This is a genomic window from Dactylosporangium salmoneum (assembly GCF_039532525.1).
GTDB lineage: Bacteria > Actinomycetota > Actinomycetes > Mycobacteriales > Micromonosporaceae > Dactylosporangium > Dactylosporangium salmoneum.
On the sequence record NZ_BAAARV010000027.1, the window covers coordinates 1 to 18,760 of the forward strand.

The window sequence follows — 18,760 nt, forward strand, 5'->3', positions numbered from 1 at the left end:
GCCTGGATCAGGTGCAGGAACGAGCGCAGGATGCGGTCCTGGTCGAGGCTGGTCACCTGGTCGAGGTCCTCGTTGATCGCCGCGACCATCATCTTCGACCACTCCGACCGCGCGGTCGCGGACAGGTGCAGCCTCGGGTCGAAGCGAGCCGTGAAGAGGTCCACGAGTTTCGCGGCGATCGCGGGGTACGCCAGGAGCGTCGTCTCCATGTAGTCCTGCGAGAACACCGTGCTGGCCTGGCGCAGGTATTTCGCGTAGGCCCGCAGGATGACGACCTCGCGCCAGGTGAACCTGGCCTTCAGCACGAGGGCGTTGAAGTTGTCGACCTCGGCCTCGCCGTGCCAGGTGGCGAAGAAGGCGTTCTCCAGGTGGGGGCGGACATCGACGATCGCCCGCGAGTCGGCCGGCAGCTGCAGGCCGAAGTCGTAGAGGTAGACGGTGCCGTCGGAGCGGACGATCTCGTAGGGCCGCTCGTCAGTGACCCGCACACCGAGGGAGTGCAGCACCGGCAGGACCGCGGAGAGGATCATCGGCTTGCCGTAGCGGAACACGTTGAACCGGATGTCGCTTTCGGCCTGGCGGCGGCGGTAGACGTGCATCACGAGCTGGCCCGGCTCGTCCAGCAGCTCCAGCTTGGCGACGTCGTTCACCGCTTCGTTCGGCGTGTGCTCGTCCTTGTACGTGTCCGAGAACGCGCCGCCGTAGCGCCGGTGGAGTTGCTTGGCCTGGTGCTCGTCGTTGAGCTTGCGCTCCAGCACCAGGCGGAAGTCGTCGTCCCACAGCCGGGTGGCGTCGGCGAGGCGCTCGGTGAGACGGTCGACGTTGATGTCGCCGGGCGGGTTGCCGGGCTCGGTGCGGACGATGAGGTGAACGCGGGCGAACTTCGACTCGCTGACCCGGGTGGTGTAGTCGACCCCGATGCCGTTGAGCTCGGCCAGCAGGATCTGCTGGATGCGCAGCCGGTTCGCGGTGGTGAACCGGTCGCGGGGCAGGTAGACCAGGCAGGAGATGAACCGGCCGTAACCGTCCCGGCGCAGGAACAGCCGCAGCTGGCGGCGGCCGGCAAGGCGCAGGACGCCCATGACGGTCCGGTAGAGCTCGTCGGTGGTGATCTGGAACAGCTCGTCGCGCGGGTAGGTCTCCAGCGTCTCCATCAGGTCCTTGCCGGAGTGGGAGCGCGGGGACAGCCCGGAGCGCTCGACCACCTCGGCCACCTTGCGCTTGACCACCGGCAGGTCGCGCACGCTGGTCCGGTACGCCGCCGACGAGAACAACCCGAGGAAGCGCTTCTCGCCGATCACGTTGCCGTTGACGTCGAACTGCTTGAACCCGATGTAGTCCAGGTAGGAGGCGCGGTGCACGGTGGCCCGCGAGTCGGCCTTGGTGATGGTGAGAAGACGCTTCTCCAGCGCCTTGGCGTAGGCCTCAGCGGTCATCGAGCTCAGCACGCGCGGACGGTTCTGGTCGGACCGCAGGATGCCCAGGCCCGTGCCGAGCACCGCCTGCAGCTGCTCCTCCCCGTCGTCGCCCTTCGTCAACCGGTACTCCCGGTAGCCCAGGAACGTGAAGTGGTCGTCCACCAGCCAGCGCAGCAGCTCGACCGAGTCGGTGATGTCCTTGTCCGGCACCGGCAGCCGCGCGCTGCCGAGCCCGTCGGCCAGGGTGAGTGCCTGCGTGCGCATCTTGGGCCAGTCCTCGACCACCACGCGCACGTCGTCGAGCACCCGGGCCAGGTCGTTGCGCAGCCCCTCGAGATCGGCCTCATCCCGGATCCGGTCCACCTCGATGCGGATCCAGCTCTCGACGATGTCACCCGGCGCGGCGTCCTCCGGATCCAGGCCGACGCGGATCTCCTCCAACGCGCCCAGCGGCGCCCGCCGCACCACGACGAGCGGGTGCACCAGCATGTTCACGTCGAGATTGCGCGCCTCCAGCGCACTCGTGACCGAGTCGACAAGGAACGGCATCTCGTCGGTGACGATCTCCAGCGACGTGCCGCCGGCAACACTCATGCCCAGGCGCAGCTTCAGCTCGCCGGGCACCCGCTGCTGGGCCAGCTCCACATGCGACCGCGTGGCGGCAACGATCTTCGCCACCTCGCAGCCGGCGAGCTCCTCGTCCGGCACCAGGTGCCAGTATTGCGCGACCAGCTCGGGGTCGACATCCTGGGCGGTCGCCTGGACCACCGCCTCCGCGACCAGATGCTCCGCATCGGGCACGTGCCGCTCGAACTCGTCGTCCTCGACCGCAGGTTTGACCTTGCTGTCGCTCACCCGGGTCGCCGCAGGCCGGTTCATCGGTTGTGCTCCCCTCACCCACGACGCTGTGGGTGGTCCGTGGACAACCTCACTAGCATCCCGATTACCCGGCCAAGGCCGGGTAATCGGTCGTGTTCGTAGTGGGTTCGGTGGTCGCTGCCGTTGCGCACGAAAACGGCCCACCCAGGTACAGGTTCAGCACGGCGGACAGCTTGGTGGCGAGGTCCGGGGTCGGTGGAGGACGTCCTGACTCCACTCGTACGTGAGTCTCCCTGCCTGTCGTAGGTCAGGCCGAGAGCAGGCCGCCATCGATGATCACGGACTGTCCCGTCAGGTAGGCCGAGCCCGGACCGAGCAGGTACACGATGAGGGCGGCCACCTCCTCCGGATCGCCCTGCCGGCCCAGCGGCACCCGCGCGACAATGCCGTTCAGGGCGGCCTCGGTGTCGGCCTGGGCGTTCCAGTACGGATCGTTGAACGGGGTGTCGATCCACCCCGGACACACGCTGTTGACGCGAACTCCACGGCCCGCGAGCTCGACCGCCAACGATCGGGTCAGGCTGATGAGTGCACCCTTGGACGCGGCATACGCGAACGTGCCGGGGCTGCCGCGGTGGGCCGCGGTCGAGCCCGTGAACACGATGCTTCCGCGGGTGTCCGCCAGCGCCGCCACGGCCGCCTGGGCCAGCAGGTACGGCGCCCGCACGTTCACCGCCATGGTCGCTTCCCACGCCTCGTACGCGAAGGACTCCAGCGGAGCGACGACGTGCAGACCGGCGGTCACGACGACGTGGTCGAGCCGCTCGAATGCCTCCAGGGCGGCGTCCACGGCGGCCTTCGGCGCGTGCCGGTCGGCCAGGTCGTGGTGCCCCACGACGATCCGTCCCGGGGCCTCCTGCGCCGCCACCTCCCGGGCCGCCGAGTCGTTGACGTCGGCCAGGTAGACGTCGGTCCCGGCGGCGCGCAGGGCTCGCACGGTTGCCCGTCCGATGCCGGTGGCGCCGCCGGCGACCAGCGCGACGGTCACTCGCCCGCCACCGCGTACGCCCGGTAGTTGGCCGATCCCGGCCCGGCCGCACGGTTCTTCACCACGGCGGCCGCGCGGTACACCGCCGAACTCGGCGTGGCATCACGGACGACGGCCGGGACGTCGCCGCCCTTCGCGTCGCTGTTGGCCAGGGCGTCCAGGATCCGTGCGAGGAACTTTGGCAGGTCGTTGGGCAGCTGCGAGGTGATGAGGTTGCCGTCGACCACGACGGCCTCGTTGCGCCAGTCGCCACCGGCGTGAATCACGTCGTCCTTGATGACGGGGACCGACGTGACGGCCCGCCCCCTCACGATGTCCGCCGTCGCCAGCAGCCACCCCGCGTGGCAGATCGCCGCGACCGGGGCGGCCCGATCGTTCAGGGCGCGGACGAACTCGACGAAGCTCGGTTCCCGGCGCAGGTACTCGGGCGAGAAGCCGCCGGGCACGATCACCGCGTCGAAGTCGTCGGGCGACACGTCCGCGATGCCGACCTCGGCCACCGCCGGGTAGCCCAGCTTGCTGGCGTACACCTCGCCGGCGCGGGCGCCCACGATCGTGACCTTCACGCCGGCCTCGCGCAGCCGCAGGACCGGGTACCACAGCTCCAGCTCCTGGTACAGGTTCTCGGCCAGGACAGCGACTCGAGCCTTCTGCAGTTCCATCCAGTCCTCCGTCAGACCTCGATCGACAGGATGCGTCGAGGGTTGTGAATCATGATCTGGTCGAGCTGTTCGTCGGTGATGCCCTTGGACTTCAGGCGCGGGACCCAGCTGGAGAACATGTAGTTGAGATTGACCTTCTCGTTCTCCAGCTGCGGGTCGGACTCGGTGACCGTCGCCCGGGGGTTGAAGAACCACCGATCGAACGACAGGACGATGCGATCCAGGTAGCCGTACTCGATGAGCTCGACGAGGGCATTGGCCATCGCCTCGTCCAGCTCTTCCGCGCTGCCGACGCGCCAGGGAATGCCGATGTGGTCCAGCTGGACGTTCGCGCCCATCCTGAGTACCTCGCGCATCATGTCGACCTGCGGTGGTACGAAGGCGTGGCCGATGATCACCTTGGACAGGTCCATGCCGACCTCGTCAAGGATCTCGAGCTGCTCACGCCCGGGGTTGGTGACCTCGAAGTCCATCGGGTCGATGTGGGTGTTGATGCCGCAGCCGGTCTCCATCGCCGCCTTGCCGGCCGCCCGGATCAGGCGGTCCTCCACCTCGTGGACGTGGCGACCGTACGCGCCCACCGGGCTCGGCTTGGGAAAGACGCTCTCCTGACCGGTGGCGATCTTGATGGCACCGGCCTTGTACGGCGTCTGCTGCCACGCGAACACCATGCCCTCGGTGAGGTCGCGCACGAAGAACTCGGTGAGCTCCTCGACGGTCTGCCGGCGCCAGTAGTAGGGCACGCCCATGCGTTCCGGGAAGAACCCGGTGATCGCCACGACGTTGATGCCGGTGCGCTTGGCGACGTCCACCATGAACTGCGGGTGGCGGCCGACCTCGGCCGGGGTCATGTCGATGAGGGTGTTGTACCCGTTGGGGATCATGCCGTCGATGATTTGGCCGCTGACCCGCTCGACGGCGGCGGGGTGGTCGAACACGGTCCGGTGGTCCAGCTCGGCCCCGGGATACCCGTAGAGCAGGTGTTCGTGGGTGAGGATGCGGCCCGACTCCTCGGCCGGGACGTCACCGAGCACGGTACGGAAGATCTGCATGACGAACTCTCCTTCGACGTCGACGAGCGGCGGCTCAGCCGGCCAGCTCGGTCCGCAGCCGGGTGAACAGGGAGGGAAGGGCATCGGCGTCCACCGCAACGCGGTCGGGATCGACGTCGAGGACGAGCTCCCGGACCAGGTGGGCGCCGGAGCCGCTCGCGAAAATGGGCACCCCCGCGGCGCGCAGCCGGCGCAGGAGCAACACCTGCTCGTCGCTGACCGCCGGGCGACCGGTCACCGTCCCCGGCACTACCAGTGCGTCCACGTCCTCGGACACGACCTCGTCCGCGACGGTGTCCCCGAGGATCGGGTAGCCCAGGTGGCTCTCGCACGGCCCCTCCCCCGGACCGACGACCTTGACCTCCGCCCCCTCCTCCCGGGCACGCAGGACCGGGTACCAGAACTCGAGCTCCTGGTAGCCGTCGAAGGCGAAGACGACGATCGAACGGTTGGACAACGCCATGAGGACTGACCTGGCCTCTCGAGAGAACTGGTCTATTAGATGAACCAGTTGCAGTTTGCCACACGATTGATTGACTGGGAAGGTCGTCAGGAGCCGGACCGGGCCGCGGTGAACCTGTCGAGTGCGTGCGACGCGGCCCCGAGCAGTGCCGCGTCCTCGTCATCGCCCACGTGGTGCAGCTCCGTCCGGGCCCAGCGCGGCCGGGTGCGATCCCAGTGCGTTCGCACCGCCCGGCCGAACCACGTGTCCGGGGCCAGGGCCGCGCCGGCCAGGACGATGCGCTGCGGATCATGCGTCGCGACGATCGTGCGCAAGCCGGCGGACAAGGCGACCGCGGACCGGTCGAGCACGTCGGCCGCCCGGCCGTCGCCGCCCTCGGCCGCGTCCTGCAGGTCTCCGCCGTGCAGGACACGCCCGCCGCGTGCGCGCGCGGCGAGCAGGGGACTCGACCCCTCCTCCGCGAGTGCGTTCGCGGCTTCGGCCAAGCCCCGTCCGGAGACCAGCGCCTCGAGGCATCCGGTGCCGCCGCAGGGACAGCGGGGTCCGTCGACATCGATCACCACGTGGCCGAAGTCCCCGGCCCCACCGAGCCCGGCGTCGAGCGAGCCGTCCCTGACCACCGCTCCGCCGATGCCGGTACCCATGGTCAGGACGGCGGTCGTCCCGTGCGGCCAGCGCGCGGCCACGCCCAGCGCCGTGGCCTGAACGTCGTTGAGCAGATAGGTGGGCAGCGGCAGGTGCGGACGCAGGGCGGCCGCGACGTCGGTGCCGTCGGTGAAACCGAGGTTGAGGGCGGTACCGACGATGCCTTCCTGGACCACGCCCGCGAGTCCCACGCCCACCGCGGCCGGCGCCTGGGCGAGGTGCGAGGTGACGCCCAGGACCATGCCGGCGACGGTGGCGTACTGCTCGGCCAGGCTCGACGGCTTGGCGCGACGGTCCCTGCGCACGACGCGGCCGCCCGACACGGCGGCCGCCCTGATCCAGGTCCCGCCCCAGTCGACGGCGGCCACGAGGGTGTCGTGACCGCCGTCGACCGCGGTGTCAGTCAACGCAGCCCGGCCGGTACTCGCCGGCCACCGAGAAGAGGCACGAGGCGGGCTCGTGGCTCATGTTGTAGAACGAGTGCGGCGTGCCGGCCGGGATGCGCACACCGTCCCAGGGGTCCAGCTCGACCCACTTCTTCGTGCCGGTGAGCTCGACGTGCAGGTTGCCCGACTCCACGAAGATCACCTTGTCGGCGCCGTGGCTGTACACGTCGCTTCGCTGGCCGCCCAGGAACGACATCTTTCCGGCGGTGAGGTGCTCCGTGCTGGCCAGGATGCCCACGAGGATCTCGCGACCCCGGGTGGTGCCCTCCATGCGCCAGAGGATGTCGGCCTCCCGGATCATCCAGGTGGTCCGCTCGCGCGGGGTGTCGCGGGCCATCGGCCAGTTGCCGAGCAGCTCGTCCTGCCCCTGCTTCGGCGGACCGTCGAGCGGGGGTTGGGCGCGCGCGTAGGCTCCGCCCGTTCCGGCCTTGGGGGCCGGCTGGAAGAACTCGAGCATCCGCAGCTGTACGTTGCTGTGGTTCCACTGGTAGTGCCAGGTGTCCTTGCGGAAGAAGATGGCCTCACCCGGGTTGACGACGAAGACCTCGCCGGTGACCGGGTTGCTCTGGACCATGCGGCCCTCGAGCACGTAGAAGAGCTCGTCCGCGCCGAAGACGGTGGGGTTGGCGGGCGAGGAGATCGCGGAACCGTTCGGCGGCATGCCGACGATGTTGAGGTTCATCGTCGCGTCGTCGGCGTAGAACCAGTCACACAGCCGTCCGGTGGTCTCGTCGCCCCACGTGCGCCGCTCGAGGTCTCGGTACCGAAGAACCTGCGGCTCGCGGATGCTCTCGTCTGTCATGTCGCCCTCTCGTGACGCCAACTGGTCTGCAATATGGACCAGTCTGGTGGACCGGGCCGAGCGTGTCAATCGGTTCGGGCTGCGTGACAAGGGCGTTAGGATGCAGCGCACACGAACAAACCAAGGAGTGGCAGCTGTGGTGAAGGCGCTCGACCTCAAGGTCTCCCCGGCCCGGGTGGAGGGCCGCAACAACGCTGTCGAGGCCTACCGTGCCCTCCAGGAAGCGTTGACCGTCGGGCAGTTCCCGGCCGGCACCCGGCTGCCCGGGGAGCGCACCCTGGCCGCCGAGCTGGGGGTCAGCCGGGCGACGCTGCGACAGGTGCTCAGCGCCCTGGCCGATGCCGGACGGATCGTGCCGTCGCCGCAGCGCGGCTGGTTCGTCGCCGAGAACCGGCTCGTGCACGAGCCCAACCGGCTGCGGGGGCTCAGCGAGGTCGCACGCGAGCGCGGCATGGAAGCGTCGTCCCGGGTCATGCGGGCCACGGTTCGCCCGGCCACCCTGGCCGAGGCGGAGGTCCTTCGCATCGGCACGGACCAGCCGGTGGTCGACCTGCGCCGGGTCAGGTACCTGGACGGGTCGCCGCTCAGCGTCGACCACTCGTGCCTCGATGCCGCGCGCGTTCCCGGCATCGAGGACGTCGACTTCACCGACCGGTCGCTCTACGACGTGCTGCGCGACCGGTACGACATCGCGGCCAGCCGGTGCGACTACGAGCTCGCGGCGGAGGCGGTCAAGGCGCGGGAGGCCAAGCTGCTCGGCCTCGAGCCCGGCGATCCGGTGCTGGTCGGTTACCAGAAGACCTTCGACCAGCACGACCAGTGCTTTGACGTGGGCCGCCAGCTGTACCGCGGCGACGCCTACCGGTTCCAGGCGTCGCTGTTCCGCTTCTAGCCCTTCATCGCGCCCGAGGCCATTCCCTGCATCAGCCGCTTCTGCACGACGAGGAAGAAGATCACCACGGGGATCGTGAAGACCACGCTCGCCGCCATCACGCCTCCCCAGTCGGTGTAGTAGCTGGAGAAGTACTGCTGGAGGGCGACGGGTAGCGTTTCGATCTCGGGCCGCTGCATGTACGTCGCCGAGAACATGAGCTCGTTCCACGACGTGATGAACGCGTAGACGGAGCTCGCGGCCAGCCCCGGCCAGGCCAGCGGGAACACGACCGACCAGACGGCGCGCATCCGGCTCGCCCCGTCGACCAGGGCGGCCTCTTCGAGCTCGTACGGAATCTCCACGACGAACGATCGCAGCATGAACGTGCACAGGCCCACGGTCAGGGCCAGGTGGCTCAGGGTCAGCCCCTGAAACGTGTTGAGCATGCCGGCGTTGCGGAACAGCGTGAACAACGGGATGACGAGGATGGTCTGCGGCAGCAGCTGCGTGACGAGGATGACGACCGTGAGGATATGTCGGGTCCGCAGCCGATAGCGGGCCAGGGCATAGCCCGCCAGCAGGGCGATCAGGCCGGTCAGCACCGTCGTCGCCACGGCGACGATGAGGGAGTTGCGGAACTGGGTGGGGATGTTGCCGTCGAGCAGGTGCGTGTATCGCTCCGCGGTCGGTGACGTGACGATGAAGCGCGGGGTGCGGGTGAACAGCTCGCTGTCGGGCTTGATCGACGTGACCAGCATCCAGAAGAACGGGAACAGGCTGCTCACCACGATCACGGCGACGAGCAGGAACAGCGCACCACGGCGCAACAGTGACGTCATCGAACGTCCTCTCGGTTCAGCCGGACGTACAGCACGCTCACCGCGGCCAGCATCAGGAACAGGACCACGGCCATGGCCGCGGCGGAGCCCTGATCGAGCTGGGCGAAGGCCTCGAGCCAGGTCAGCAGGGACAACACCTCGGTCGAATGGTCCGGGCCGCCGGGCGGCGTGGTCATCACCAGGAAGTGGTCGAAGGACTGGTACGCCCAGATGGTCGAGATCGTGGTCATCACGACGAGCAGGGGACGGATCATGGGCAGCCGGATGCGTCGCAGGATCTGCCAGGCGTTGGCGCCGTCGACCCGGGCCGCCTCGACCACTTCACCGTGGGTGCCACGGAGCCCGGCGAACAGGGAAACCGCCACGAACGGTACCGAGTGCCAGACGACGGCGACCGTGATGGCCACCATGGCCGGCGTGCCCGTGCTGAACCAGGAGTAGCCGTTGAAGGAGTCGAGGCCGAACCAGTGGACCAGCAGCCAGTTCACCACGCCGTACTGGTCGTCGAACATCCACTTCCAGACGATGCCCGACGCGACCCGCGGCATGGCCCAGGGAAGCAACACGATGACGCTGAGCACCTTGGCCGCGCGGGGTGCGGCGTCGAGGACCAGGGCGATGGCCAGACTCAGCAGAATTGTGGTGACGACCACCGCGGCCGCGAACAGGGTCGTGCGCACCAGGGCGGCGGTGTAGTAGGGGTCGGCGAAGATGTCTCGGTAGTTCTGCAGCCCGACGAACGGTCCACTCTGCAGGTACTCACCGTCGTGGAACGACAGCCAGATCGTTCGCACCACCGGATATCCGACCACGCCGGCGATTACCGCGAGCAGCGGCGCCAGAAAGGCCCACGGCAGGAATCGCTTCTCGAAGCCTTGCTGTCCGCGCAGCAAGCGCCGCTCGCGCAGCGCCCCCGGGGTGGCCGAGGACGCTGCGCGACGGGTTGTGGTTTTCACATTCTCAACCAATTGCCTGGTTCACCTGGTCCGCGAGTTCCTTCATGGCGGCGTCGGCCGTCTTCTTGCCACTCATGATCGATTGCATGGCGTTCACGATGGAGTTGGCCCCCTCCACCTTCCCCCAACTGGCCACCGGGGGAATGGAACGGGTGTGGTCGGCCTGGTCGGCGTACGCCTTGAACAGCGGGGCGGAGAAGGACCCGGTGGCCTTCTCCTGGGCCAGAGCGTCGTTCGTCGCCGGGAGCAGACCCAGGTTCGAGGTGACCGGCACGAGGTTTTCCTTGCTCATCATGAACTTCACGAAGTCGTTCGCCACCGCCTTGTTCTTGCACTCGCGGAACACGGCGAGGTTGCTGCCGCCGGCGAACGTGTCGTTGTTCCCGCCCGGCCCCTTGGGCAGGACGGCCGTGCCCAGCTTGCCCTCCAGATCGGGGCTCTGCTTGAGAATGGTCCGCAGGTCCCACGACCCGCCGACCATCATCGCCGTCTGGCCCAGGCCCATCGACTTGTCGACGTCGGCACCCGTCCAGGCCGAGGCGCCGGCGGGCGACAGGTGATCCTTGGTCAGCAGATCGGAGTAGAACTGGAACGCCTGGACGGACTGCGTCGATCCGGCCTCGGAGACCCACTTGTCGCCGCTCTGCTTGGCGATCTCCCCGCCCCAGTTCCAGATCAGCGGCAGGTAGTACCAGTGCGCGCCGCCGATGATGCCGAACCCGTTGACGCCTTGGTTCTTCGCCTGAATGGCCAGGGCGTCCTCGCGCAGCTCGTCCCAGGTGGCGGGGGCCGAGGTCTTGCCGATCGCCTCGAGCATGTCCTTGCGGTAGATCAGGGCGCGGACACCGGTGTCATAGGGGATCGCGTACGACTTGCCCTTGAAGATGGTCGACTCGATCATGCCGGGCACGTAGCCGCCCTGGAGCGTCTTGGGGTCGCTGGCGTATACGTCGAGGGCATTGAGTGCCGCGAATTCCGGAGTCCAGGTGTTGCCGATGAGTGCGACGCAGGGAACGCTGCCGCCGGCGATCGAGGTGAGGTACGTCTGATGTGCGTCCTTGCCGAGGAACCGGAGGTTCACCTTGGTCCCCGGATGTGCGGCGGCGTAGTCGTCCGCCAGCTTCTGCATGATCGGCTGCTGGGCGTCCCCGATGGGGTCGCCCATCCAGAAGTCAATGTTTCCCTTGATTTCGCCCGAGTTGTTTGCGCCCGAGTCGCTTGCGCCACCGCAGGCCGCGAGGGCGAGGGCTCCCGCCAGCCCGATGGCCACGGCGACACGGCCGCGCCATAAGTTCCTTGCACGCATCGCTGCTCTCCTCTGCTGGGGGACCGAAGACCTGCCAAGCGCGGGGTACGCGGCGCCTCCGGACCTGTCAACCTGCCCGGCTGTCTGACAGCCCTATAGGTTGTCCCTCAGGGTGCACCGTGGTCGGGTGGATCGCAAGGGCCTCCGCTCGGTTCGTTACGAAGTTTCCTTACGCCTTGGTCCCACGATTTGGTACACACGCGGGAGTGATTGGTCTCAGATTGCCGCTGGTCAGGGGGTGTCGGCCGGTTCACCAAGCGGCTCGGACGGCTGAAATTGTAGTAACACGACTCAGTATCTTGACCTTGTGCTAGCAGGTCAAGGATGGTTTGGTCGTAGGCATGTTCCTGCGGTTCACGTCGCGGACCAACGCCGACGGCGCGGTGGTGCGCTATGTCGCCCTGGCCCACAACCGGCGGGTGGACGGGCGGGTCAAGCCGGACGTGCTGATGAGCCTGGGCCGGGTCGACCAGGTTGACGTGGCTGGGCTGCAGCGACTGGCCGCGTCAATCAACAAGCACTTCGGCGGCTGCGACGAGCTGACCGGCGCCGCGCCGCCGGGTGCGGCCGGCCGGACCGCGTCGTCGGAGGTCGTCGACGTCCGGGCCATCGGGGTCACCTGGCTGCTCGACGGGGTGTGGCACCGCCTCGACGTGGGCGCGGCGCTGCGAGCGGCCATCGGCGCGCGGCGGTTCACCGCCGACCTGGAGCGGGTGCTCTTCGCGCTGGTCGCCCACCGGGCGGTGGCCCCGATGAGCGGGCTGTCGGCCGCCGAATGGGTGCGCGAGGAGGCCGCCGTACCCGGACTATCCACGATGGACGATGAACACGCTCGCCGGGCGATGGATCTGCTGGAGAACGCGGACACGCAGGCGCGGGTTCAGGAGTCGCTGTTCCGCGCCGTGCCCGACCGGCTCGACCCGTTGTTTTTCAATACCATCCACTTCGCATGCGACGGCGGCGAGCAGATCGTCGTCGGCCTGGCCATGACCAAGGAAGGCATCCCGGTCCGCTGCTGGTGCTGGCCCGGTGGCGCCGGTGACGACCCCGTCCCGGCCGAGGTGCGCGACCTGCTGGACCGGCATCCGGGCCGGGTCGTCACCGTGGTCGAGCGCGGCTTCTCCAGCGTGGACGACCTGGCGCGCCTGCGCCGCGCCGGCGGGCACTACCTCGCCGGGATGCGTATGCGCGACGGCAATCGCCTCGTCGAGGCGGTGTTGTCCCGTCCGGGCCGCTACCGGTACGTCCGCGACAATCTGCGCATCCGGGAGGTCCGCCTCGACGGTCAGGACGCCCGGTTCGTCGTCTGCCACGACTCGGACCAGGCACGGCGCGACCACCGGCAGCGCGACGAGACCATCGTCCACATCCAAGCCGAACTGGCCCGGATCGCCGACCGGTGCGCCCGGAACGAAGCCGCCCGTGTGCGGGCCGAGTGCGCGCTACTCGACCACCCCACCCTCGGCCGCTGGCTGATCCGGCCGCCCGACGGACGCCTGAAGGTGGACCCGGCGAAGGTCAAGGCCGAGGCCAGGCTCGACGGCAAGTACGTCATCGCCACCTCCGACCCGCACATCAGCGCCCAGGACGTCACCTTGGGCTACAAGCACCTCCTGAACGCTCGTGACCTCAAGACACAGCTGCTGACCGGACCGGCCGGCCACCGCTCGGAACACCGCATCCGCGCGCACGTGCAGATCCGGTGGCTGGCCCTGCTGCTGACCCGCGTCGCCGAGCACGCCAGCGGTCAAACCTGGCAGACCATCAACCGGCAGCTCGGGCGGGTGGCCCAGGTGACCCTCGCCGGTCCGGCCGGCTCCGTCGCGCAGACCACGCCGCTGTGCCCGGAGCAGACGGCCATCTACCAGGCGCTGTCCATCCAGCCGCCGGCCCGGGTCACCGCGTCCTCCCCAGGTCGCCGAGGAGCTCGCGGGCGTTCTCGCTGAGCACGGCCGACCGATGCGCGTCGCCGAGGTACTCGCGCAAGAGGGCGAAACGCTCGGCCACCTCGTCGAGCGACGAGAACGGGAAGTCCGTGCCGAGCACGACCCGCGTGTCGTCGATGAAGGACAGCAGCGCGCCGAGGTCGGCCGCGGTGTGGGAAAGAGCGGTGTCGTAGCGGAACGCCGCCAGCCCGCGCAGGACGCCTTGCGGAGCGACGGCCGCAAGCTCGGGCATGCCTTCGGCCAGCACCATGCGCGGAGCGACGACCGGCATCGCGCCGCCGCAGTGCGAGAAGACCCACCGGATTCGCGGAAATCGGCGCGGCACATCGGTGATGAGCAGGTTCGTGATGAGGCGCGTCGAGTCGAAGAGGTACTCCAGGACCGACGGCCGGAGGGGGATCTCGCCCTCGGGCCACCACGCGGGCAGCACCGGGTGCACGTGGACGAACGCACCGCGGTCGTTCAGGGTTTCCAGCAGGCCGTCGAATTTGGGATGGCCGACGTACGACCCGGCGTAGCTGGTGAGCAGGCCGACGCCGACGAACTCCGGCCGGTCGAACACCCGCTCGACCTCGGCGAGCGCGGCATCGACCGAGGGCAGCGGCAGGCAGGCAACCGCCGCGAACCGCCCGTCGGCGTCGCGGACCACTTCGGTCAGCTCGTCATTGGTGTCCCGGCACAGGGCCGTGGTGAATGTCTGATCGCCGAAATAGAACCCGGGCGAGGCGACGGACAGGACGGCCAGGTCAATGCCCAACCGATCCATCATCCGGACCGAGTCCGCCGGTTCCCACACCGGGAACGGGGCGCCCGGCTGAGCCTGGATTCCCAGCGCCGTCAATCGGCTGACATAGGACGCCAATGGCGCGTGGTGGTGGAAGTCGACGATGCTCATGACACCAGCTCTCGGACGGCGCGAATGGTTCGCAAGAGGTCTTCGGGCCCGCCCGCCTCGTGGCCGTTGAACTGCCACACGGTCATCTCCTTGGGCCCAGCATAGGCATTGTATGCAGCAAAAACGGTGGAAGGTGGGCTCACGACGTCGTGCAGGGCGACGCAGAACCGGCCGGGACAGGCGGCCCGCCGGGCAAAGGACACGGCGTCGAAATAGGCGAGCGTCTCGAAGGCGCGCTCCACCGAGCCGCGGTGGGCGGCCAGCCATTTGACGATTTCCCCGTGGGGACTGTGGTCCGTCACCTGTACCGCGCGCCGGAAGGCGGACAGGAACGGCACATGCGGCATCGCCAGCCGGACATCGTCACGCAGGCCGGCCGCCACGAGCGCAAGGGCACCGCCCTGGCTGCGTCCCGTCACCGCGATCCGGTCGCGCGCCACGGCCTCGTGGGTCGCCACGGCATCGACGAACCGGTACGCGTCGGTGAACAGGCGGCGGTAGTAGTACCGCTCGGGATCGAGGATGTCCCGGGTCATGAACCCCGGTGCGGACGGGCCCGCCCCGTGCGGGTCCGCGGTGTGGCCGGCCCGCACGGAACTGCCCTGGCCGCGGGAGTCCATGACGGCGTGCGCGAAGCCGGCACTGGCGTAGGCGAGCGACTCGATCGGGTGCCCGCGTCCGCTGCCGTAGCCCAGGTACTCCACCACGAGCGGCAGGGGGCCGGTTCGCTCGTGCGGCAGCAGCAGCCAACCCCGTACCTCGTCCCCGGCGTATCCGGCGAAGGTGACGTCGTACACGTCAACGGTCCGAACCAGGGCGTCCACCCGCTCGAACCGCGGATCGAGGGGATGCGCGCCCTGTTCGCGCAGGGTCCGGCTCCAGAAGGCGTCGAAGTCCCCGGGCTCGGGGTGCGGGTACTCGTACCGCACCAGTTGATCGAGGGGAAGGTCCACCTGCATTGCACGACTCCTGTCCGACAGCCCGACAGGAGTCTAAGCAATGGCGGCCTCGCCGGGGAAGGACAACTTGTCATGCAACCTGATAGCCTGCCAGGCGGCGAAGCCAGGAGCTACACGTGCAGGAGCTACAAGAGGAGGTGCGGGCATGGCGCGGACAGTCGCCTCCGGGTACGACATCGTGACCGTCACGGGCGACCCGGAAGAGCGGGGATACCAGTACGGGCTCGCCGCGAGGACCCGGATCGAGCACGCATTGCGGACCTACGCCGACGTGTTCATGCACTACGCGTCGTGGGACTGGGCAACCGTGCGGCGACACGGACTCGGGTTCGCCGGTCCCATCGAGGACTTCTCGCCGTCGTCCGCGCGGGAGATCCGGGCGATCGCCCGCGGGGCCGGCGTCGAGGTGGCCGACATCCTGGCCCTGAACACCCGCAGCGAGATCATGTTCGCCGCTCCGGGACGGGCCCGGGCCGTGGCGTCCACCGAGTGCACGTCGTTCGCGCTGACCCCCGAGCGCACGACCTCCGGCAGCGCGCTGATGGGCCAGAACTGGGACTGGATCGAGGGGGCCCGGGAAACCGCGATCGTACTGCAGGTGCTCCGGGACGACGGCCCGAACTTCGTCACGGTGGTCGAGGCCGGGATGCTCGCGAAGGTCGGGATCAACTCCAGCGGCGTCGGCCTGTGCACCAACACCCTCATCTCGGACGGGGACGAAGGCCGGTTCGGCGTTCCGTACCACGTGCTGCTGCGATCGGTGCTCGACAGCGACAGCGGTGCGGAGGCCGCCCAGCGGATCCAGTCCACATCACGGGCGAACTCCGCAAACTATCTCATCGCCGACGCGGGCGGGTTCTGCGCGGACATAGAGACCGGACCGGGCGACGGCCCGTGCGGCGTGATCACTCCCGTCGACGGTGCGGTCACGCACGCCAACCACTTCCTGGTCGACGGCCTCACGGGGGTGGACCGCTATCTCGAGCGCAAGGCGCACACGCGCAACCGGCTGCACCACCTGACCGCGCGCGTGCAGCAACACGACACGCACACGATCGGGAGCCTGCAGGAGGCGCTGGCCGACCACGCGGACGCGCCGTACAGCGTGTGCCAGCACCCGGACGCGGCCCAGCCCGTGGCCGAGCGCACCTGCACCATCGCGGGGATCGTGATGGATCTTCCGGCTCGCTCGCTGGTGTACGCCGCCGGCAGCCCGTGCGAGTCGACCTGGTCAGCGCCGGTGCGCATCGATGCCTAATTCTGACCGACCGGCTGCCCGACAGGCTGTTAACCTGGCAGCCGTGAAGGTGATCCCCGTCGCGCAGCGCACCGCCGCGGAACACGTGCGATCGCAACTTGTCGAACTCATCGAGTCGGGTGAGTTCGCGGTGGGTCAGCGGCTGCCCTCCGAGGCCGAGCTGTCCAAGTCGTTCGCGGTCAGCCGTTCGGTGATCCGTGAGGCTCTGCACAGCGTGAACGCGCTCGGTCTCACCCGTTCGTATGCCGGCAAGGGCACCTTCGTCGACGCGCAGTTCGCGCCGTCCCAGCTGCTGACCGGCAAGTACCTCCCCCGCGACCTGCACGAGGTCCGCCGGACGCTGGAGGTGCCCTTGGCCGCCCTCGCGGCCGAGCGCCGTTCGCGGACCGACCTCAAGGCGATGACCGCGCTGCTCGTGCGGTTCCGCGACGAGCAGGACCCCTCCATCCGGGTCGGCATCGATGCCGACTTCCATGTGGCCATCGCCACCGCGACCGCCAACCCGCTGTTCCCCCGGCTCGTCTCGGAACTCCGCTCGGTCCTGCAGGAGCAGGCCATCGCGGCGGCAGCCGTACCGGGCCGGGCGGCCCAGGCGGCCGACGAGCACGACGCCATCCTCGCCGCCATTTCGAAGCGCGACGCCACTGCGGCGGCCGATGCGATGAAGCTGCACCTGGCCGCCGTGGAGGACACCGTGACCGCGCCCGGACGCCGGAAATAGCCGTCCAGCTGTATGACTGCCTGGGTGGGGCCAACCGGCAGTCCGCCGCCGCGCCGCGCCGCGTCACGTCAGCGGCGGGCGGACGCGGAAGGTGCTGTCGGCGCGGAACGTCACGGTGCCGTCCGCCTGCCGCACCCACAGCTGGTCCCCCTCGCGGTGGATGAAGTACCCGCGATAGTTCGACGCCTCCAGCATCACGTCGCCGCCGCCGGTGCCGAGCGGGCAGAAGGTGGCGTCGCCGCGGAACAGCCAGGTGCCCTCGTTGTGGCTCAGCCGCAGCCGCCAGGAGGAGTGCCTCAGGTACTGCCCGTCGGCGGCCCGGAACGAATAGCAGTTCGCGTCGGCCAGACCCGGCACCGCCTCGAACGTCGCCCGCTGCCGAGCCGAAGCGGTGCCGGCGGTGACGAGGATGCCCATCTGGCCGTCGGTGCCGAGGTACCGCCCGGGAGTGGCCTCGAACTCCAGCGACACCGGCCCGGGACGCAGGGACGCCGGCGGTACCGATGACGAGGGCGCCACGGCCGCCGGTGTCGCCGCGAACGGCGGCGGCGAGTCGTCATGCGGCCACATCGCCGCGGTGACCGCGACCCCGGCGACGAGTGAGCCCGCGACCACGAGCTTCGCGACCGGGACGCCGGCCAGCCAGCCGGTCTGCGCCGTCCCGCCCGCGGCACTGCCGGCGGCCGACGGGAATACGTGGCCGAGCGCGGCGGCGCTCGTCGTGACGGTGTCGTGGGCCATCAGGGCGCCGGCGAGCGCGGCGGGTACGGGCAGCAGCGCGAAGCCGGTCAGCAGCCGCTCGGTGTCGACCATCTCCTCGGCTGCGCGCGCGCAGGCCACGCACGAGCGGGTGTGCCGGGTGACCCGCTTGCGCCACAGCGGGCTGGGGATGCCGTCCCAGTTGGTGACGACCGTGTCCAGCCACGAGCAGCGGGGCCGCGCGTCCAGGGCCGCCACGAGCAGGCGGGCCTGTTCGAGCCGGTTGCGCATCCGCTGGATCCGCACCCCGGCGTGTACGACGCTGACGCCCAGCGCGGCGGCCAGCTCGGCGCGGGTCAGCTCCTCGCCGATCTCCAGCCACCACAGCGACCACAGCACCCGGTCGTCCGGGTCGAGCCAGCCGACCGCCTGCCCGACCTGCCGCCGCTGTCCGGAGAGCTCCACCCGCAGGATGGTGAGGTCCTCGAAGTCGTGGGCGTCCGGCGCGTCCGTGAGCATGTCCAGGCGTGCCCGCCGCCCGGTGACGATGCGCTCGCGCTGCAGGTAGGTGCCGGCCTGCCGGACGGCGATCGCGGCGAGCCAGGCGCGGAAGCTCTCCGGCGCGCGCAGCGCGGGCAACTGCCGCAGCGCGCGGAGCATGGTCTCCTGGACCACATCGTCGACGGCGCCCGGGTGCCCGGCGAGGGCCCGCCGCACGATCGTGTACACCAGCGGCAGGTGCGCCGCGAGGAGCCCGCCGAGCGCGCGCCGGTCCCCGGCCTTCGCCGCAGCGACCAGCGACGCCTGGCTGGTCTTCGTTGTTCCCAATTACCATCACCGGCCCGTCGAGCGACTCCGCCGATGGCGCGGCGGCCGAGCGGGGACCGTCGCGGTCGTGGGAGCCGGGCGTCCATTCCGGCATATCGCCGGGAACGTTGTCAAGCAACCCGGC

16 protein-coding genes and 1 pseudogene are annotated in these 18,760 nt (G+C 69.4%); 4 read left to right on the forward strand and 13 right to left on the reverse strand.

Going from position 1 to position 18,760, the window contains the following annotated elements:
• The 7 genes and pseudogenes from ABD352_RS18415 to ABD352_RS18445 form a co-directional block, all read right to left on the reverse strand.
• A pseudogene (locus tag ABD352_RS18415) lies at positions 1-2,297 on the reverse strand (NAD-glutamate dehydrogenase); the annotation flags it as partial.
• Positions 2,298-2,544: 247 nt separating this feature from the next.
• Positions 2,545-3,285, reverse strand: a complete 741-nt coding sequence (locus ABD352_RS18420; RefSeq protein ID WP_344613629.1) for an SDR family NAD(P)-dependent oxidoreductase — start codon at positions 3,283-3,285, stop codon at positions 2,545-2,547.
• Positions 3,282-3,947, reverse strand: a complete 666-nt coding sequence (locus tag ABD352_RS18425) for a type 1 glutamine amidotransferase domain-containing protein (protein WP_344613630.1) — start codon at positions 3,945-3,947, stop codon at positions 3,282-3,284. Before ABD352_RS18425 ends, ABD352_RS18420 begins: the two co-directional genes overlap by 4 nt.
• A gap of 11 nt (positions 3,948-3,958) precedes the next feature.
• Positions 3,959-4,999, reverse strand: a complete 1,041-nt coding sequence (locus tag ABD352_RS18430; RefSeq protein ID WP_344613631.1) for a phosphotriesterase family protein — start codon at positions 4,997-4,999, stop codon at positions 3,959-3,961.
• Positions 5,000-5,033: 34 nt separating this feature from the next.
• Positions 5,034-5,462: a DJ-1/PfpI family protein gene (locus tag ABD352_RS18435; protein WP_344613632.1), complete on the reverse strand. Its 429-nt coding sequence runs from the start codon at positions 5,460-5,462 to the stop codon at positions 5,034-5,036.
• An 86-nt stretch (positions 5,463-5,548) separates the two neighbouring features.
• On the reverse strand, positions 5,549-6,514 hold the full coding sequence (locus tag ABD352_RS18440) for an ROK family protein (protein ID WP_344613633.1): 966 nt from the start codon (positions 6,512-6,514) through the stop codon (positions 5,549-5,551).
• Positions 6,507-7,355: a cupin domain-containing protein gene (locus ABD352_RS18445; RefSeq protein ID WP_344613634.1), complete on the reverse strand. Its 849-nt coding sequence runs from the start codon at positions 7,353-7,355 to the stop codon at positions 6,507-6,509. Before ABD352_RS18445 ends, ABD352_RS18440 begins: the two co-directional genes overlap by 8 nt.
• Positions 7,356-7,491: 136 nt before the next feature.
• Here ABD352_RS18445 and ABD352_RS18450 point away from each other — a divergent pair, with 136 nt between their 5' ends.
• On the forward strand, positions 7,492-8,247 hold the full coding sequence (locus ABD352_RS18450; RefSeq protein ID WP_344613635.1) for a GntR family transcriptional regulator: 756 nt from the start codon (positions 7,492-7,494) through the stop codon (positions 8,245-8,247).
• On the opposite strand, the gene ABD352_RS18455 is transcribed toward ABD352_RS18450, so the two are convergent.
• Genes ABD352_RS18455 through ABD352_RS18465 form a run of 3 tightly spaced genes read right to left on the reverse strand, consistent with a single transcriptional unit; the run spans position 8,244 to position 11,294 of the window.
• Complete coding sequence (locus ABD352_RS18455) at positions 8,244-9,068, reverse strand: carbohydrate ABC transporter permease (protein ID WP_344613636.1); 825 nt, start codon at positions 9,066-9,068, stop codon at positions 8,244-8,246. The genes ABD352_RS18450 and ABD352_RS18455 overlap by 4 nt on opposite strands.
• Positions 9,065-10,024, reverse strand: coding sequence for a carbohydrate ABC transporter permease (locus ABD352_RS18460; RefSeq protein ID WP_344613637.1), 960 nt, complete (start codon positions 10,022-10,024; stop codon positions 9,065-9,067). The genes ABD352_RS18455 and ABD352_RS18460 overlap by 4 nt, the downstream gene beginning before the upstream one ends.
• Positions 10,025-10,028: 4 nt before the next feature.
• Positions 10,029-11,294, reverse strand: a complete 1,266-nt coding sequence (locus tag ABD352_RS18465; RefSeq protein WP_344613638.1) for an extracellular solute-binding protein — start codon at positions 11,292-11,294, stop codon at positions 10,029-10,031.
• A 377-nt stretch (positions 11,295-11,671) separates the two neighbouring features.
• Between ABD352_RS18465 and ABD352_RS18470 the strand changes: the two genes are divergently transcribed.
• A complete protein-coding gene (locus ABD352_RS18470; protein ID WP_344613639.1) occupies positions 11,672-13,276 on the forward strand; it encodes an IS1634 family transposase in 1,605 nt (534 codons plus the stop codon).
• Here ABD352_RS18470 and ABD352_RS18475 read toward each other — a convergent pair.
• Positions 13,227-14,171, reverse strand: a complete 945-nt coding sequence (locus tag ABD352_RS18475; RefSeq protein ID WP_344613640.1) for an amidohydrolase family protein — start codon at positions 14,169-14,171, stop codon at positions 13,227-13,229. The genes ABD352_RS18470 and ABD352_RS18475 overlap by 50 nt on opposite strands.
• A complete protein-coding gene (locus tag ABD352_RS18480; protein WP_344613641.1) occupies positions 14,168-15,130 on the reverse strand; it encodes an acetylxylan esterase in 963 nt (320 codons plus the stop codon). The genes ABD352_RS18475 and ABD352_RS18480 overlap by 4 nt, the downstream gene beginning before the upstream one ends.
• A 145-nt stretch (positions 15,131-15,275) precedes the next feature.
• Here ABD352_RS18480 and ABD352_RS18485 point away from each other — a divergent pair, with 145 nt between their 5' ends.
• Complete coding sequence (locus tag ABD352_RS18485; protein ID WP_344613642.1) at positions 15,276-16,388, forward strand: C45 family autoproteolytic acyltransferase/hydrolase; 1,113 nt, start codon at positions 15,276-15,278, stop codon at positions 16,386-16,388.
• A gap of 43 nt (positions 16,389-16,431) precedes the next feature.
• On the forward strand, positions 16,432-17,109 hold the full coding sequence (locus ABD352_RS18490) for a FadR/GntR family transcriptional regulator (protein ID WP_344613643.1): 678 nt from the start codon (positions 16,432-16,434) through the stop codon (positions 17,107-17,109).
• Positions 17,110-17,172: 63 nt separating this feature from the next.
• Here ABD352_RS18490 and ABD352_RS18495 read toward each other — a convergent pair whose 3' ends face one another.
• A complete protein-coding gene (locus ABD352_RS18495; RefSeq protein ID WP_344613644.1) occupies positions 17,173-18,636 on the reverse strand; it encodes a sigma-70 family RNA polymerase sigma factor in 1,464 nt (487 codons plus the stop codon).
• Between the last annotated feature and the right edge of the window lie 124 nt (positions 18,637-18,760).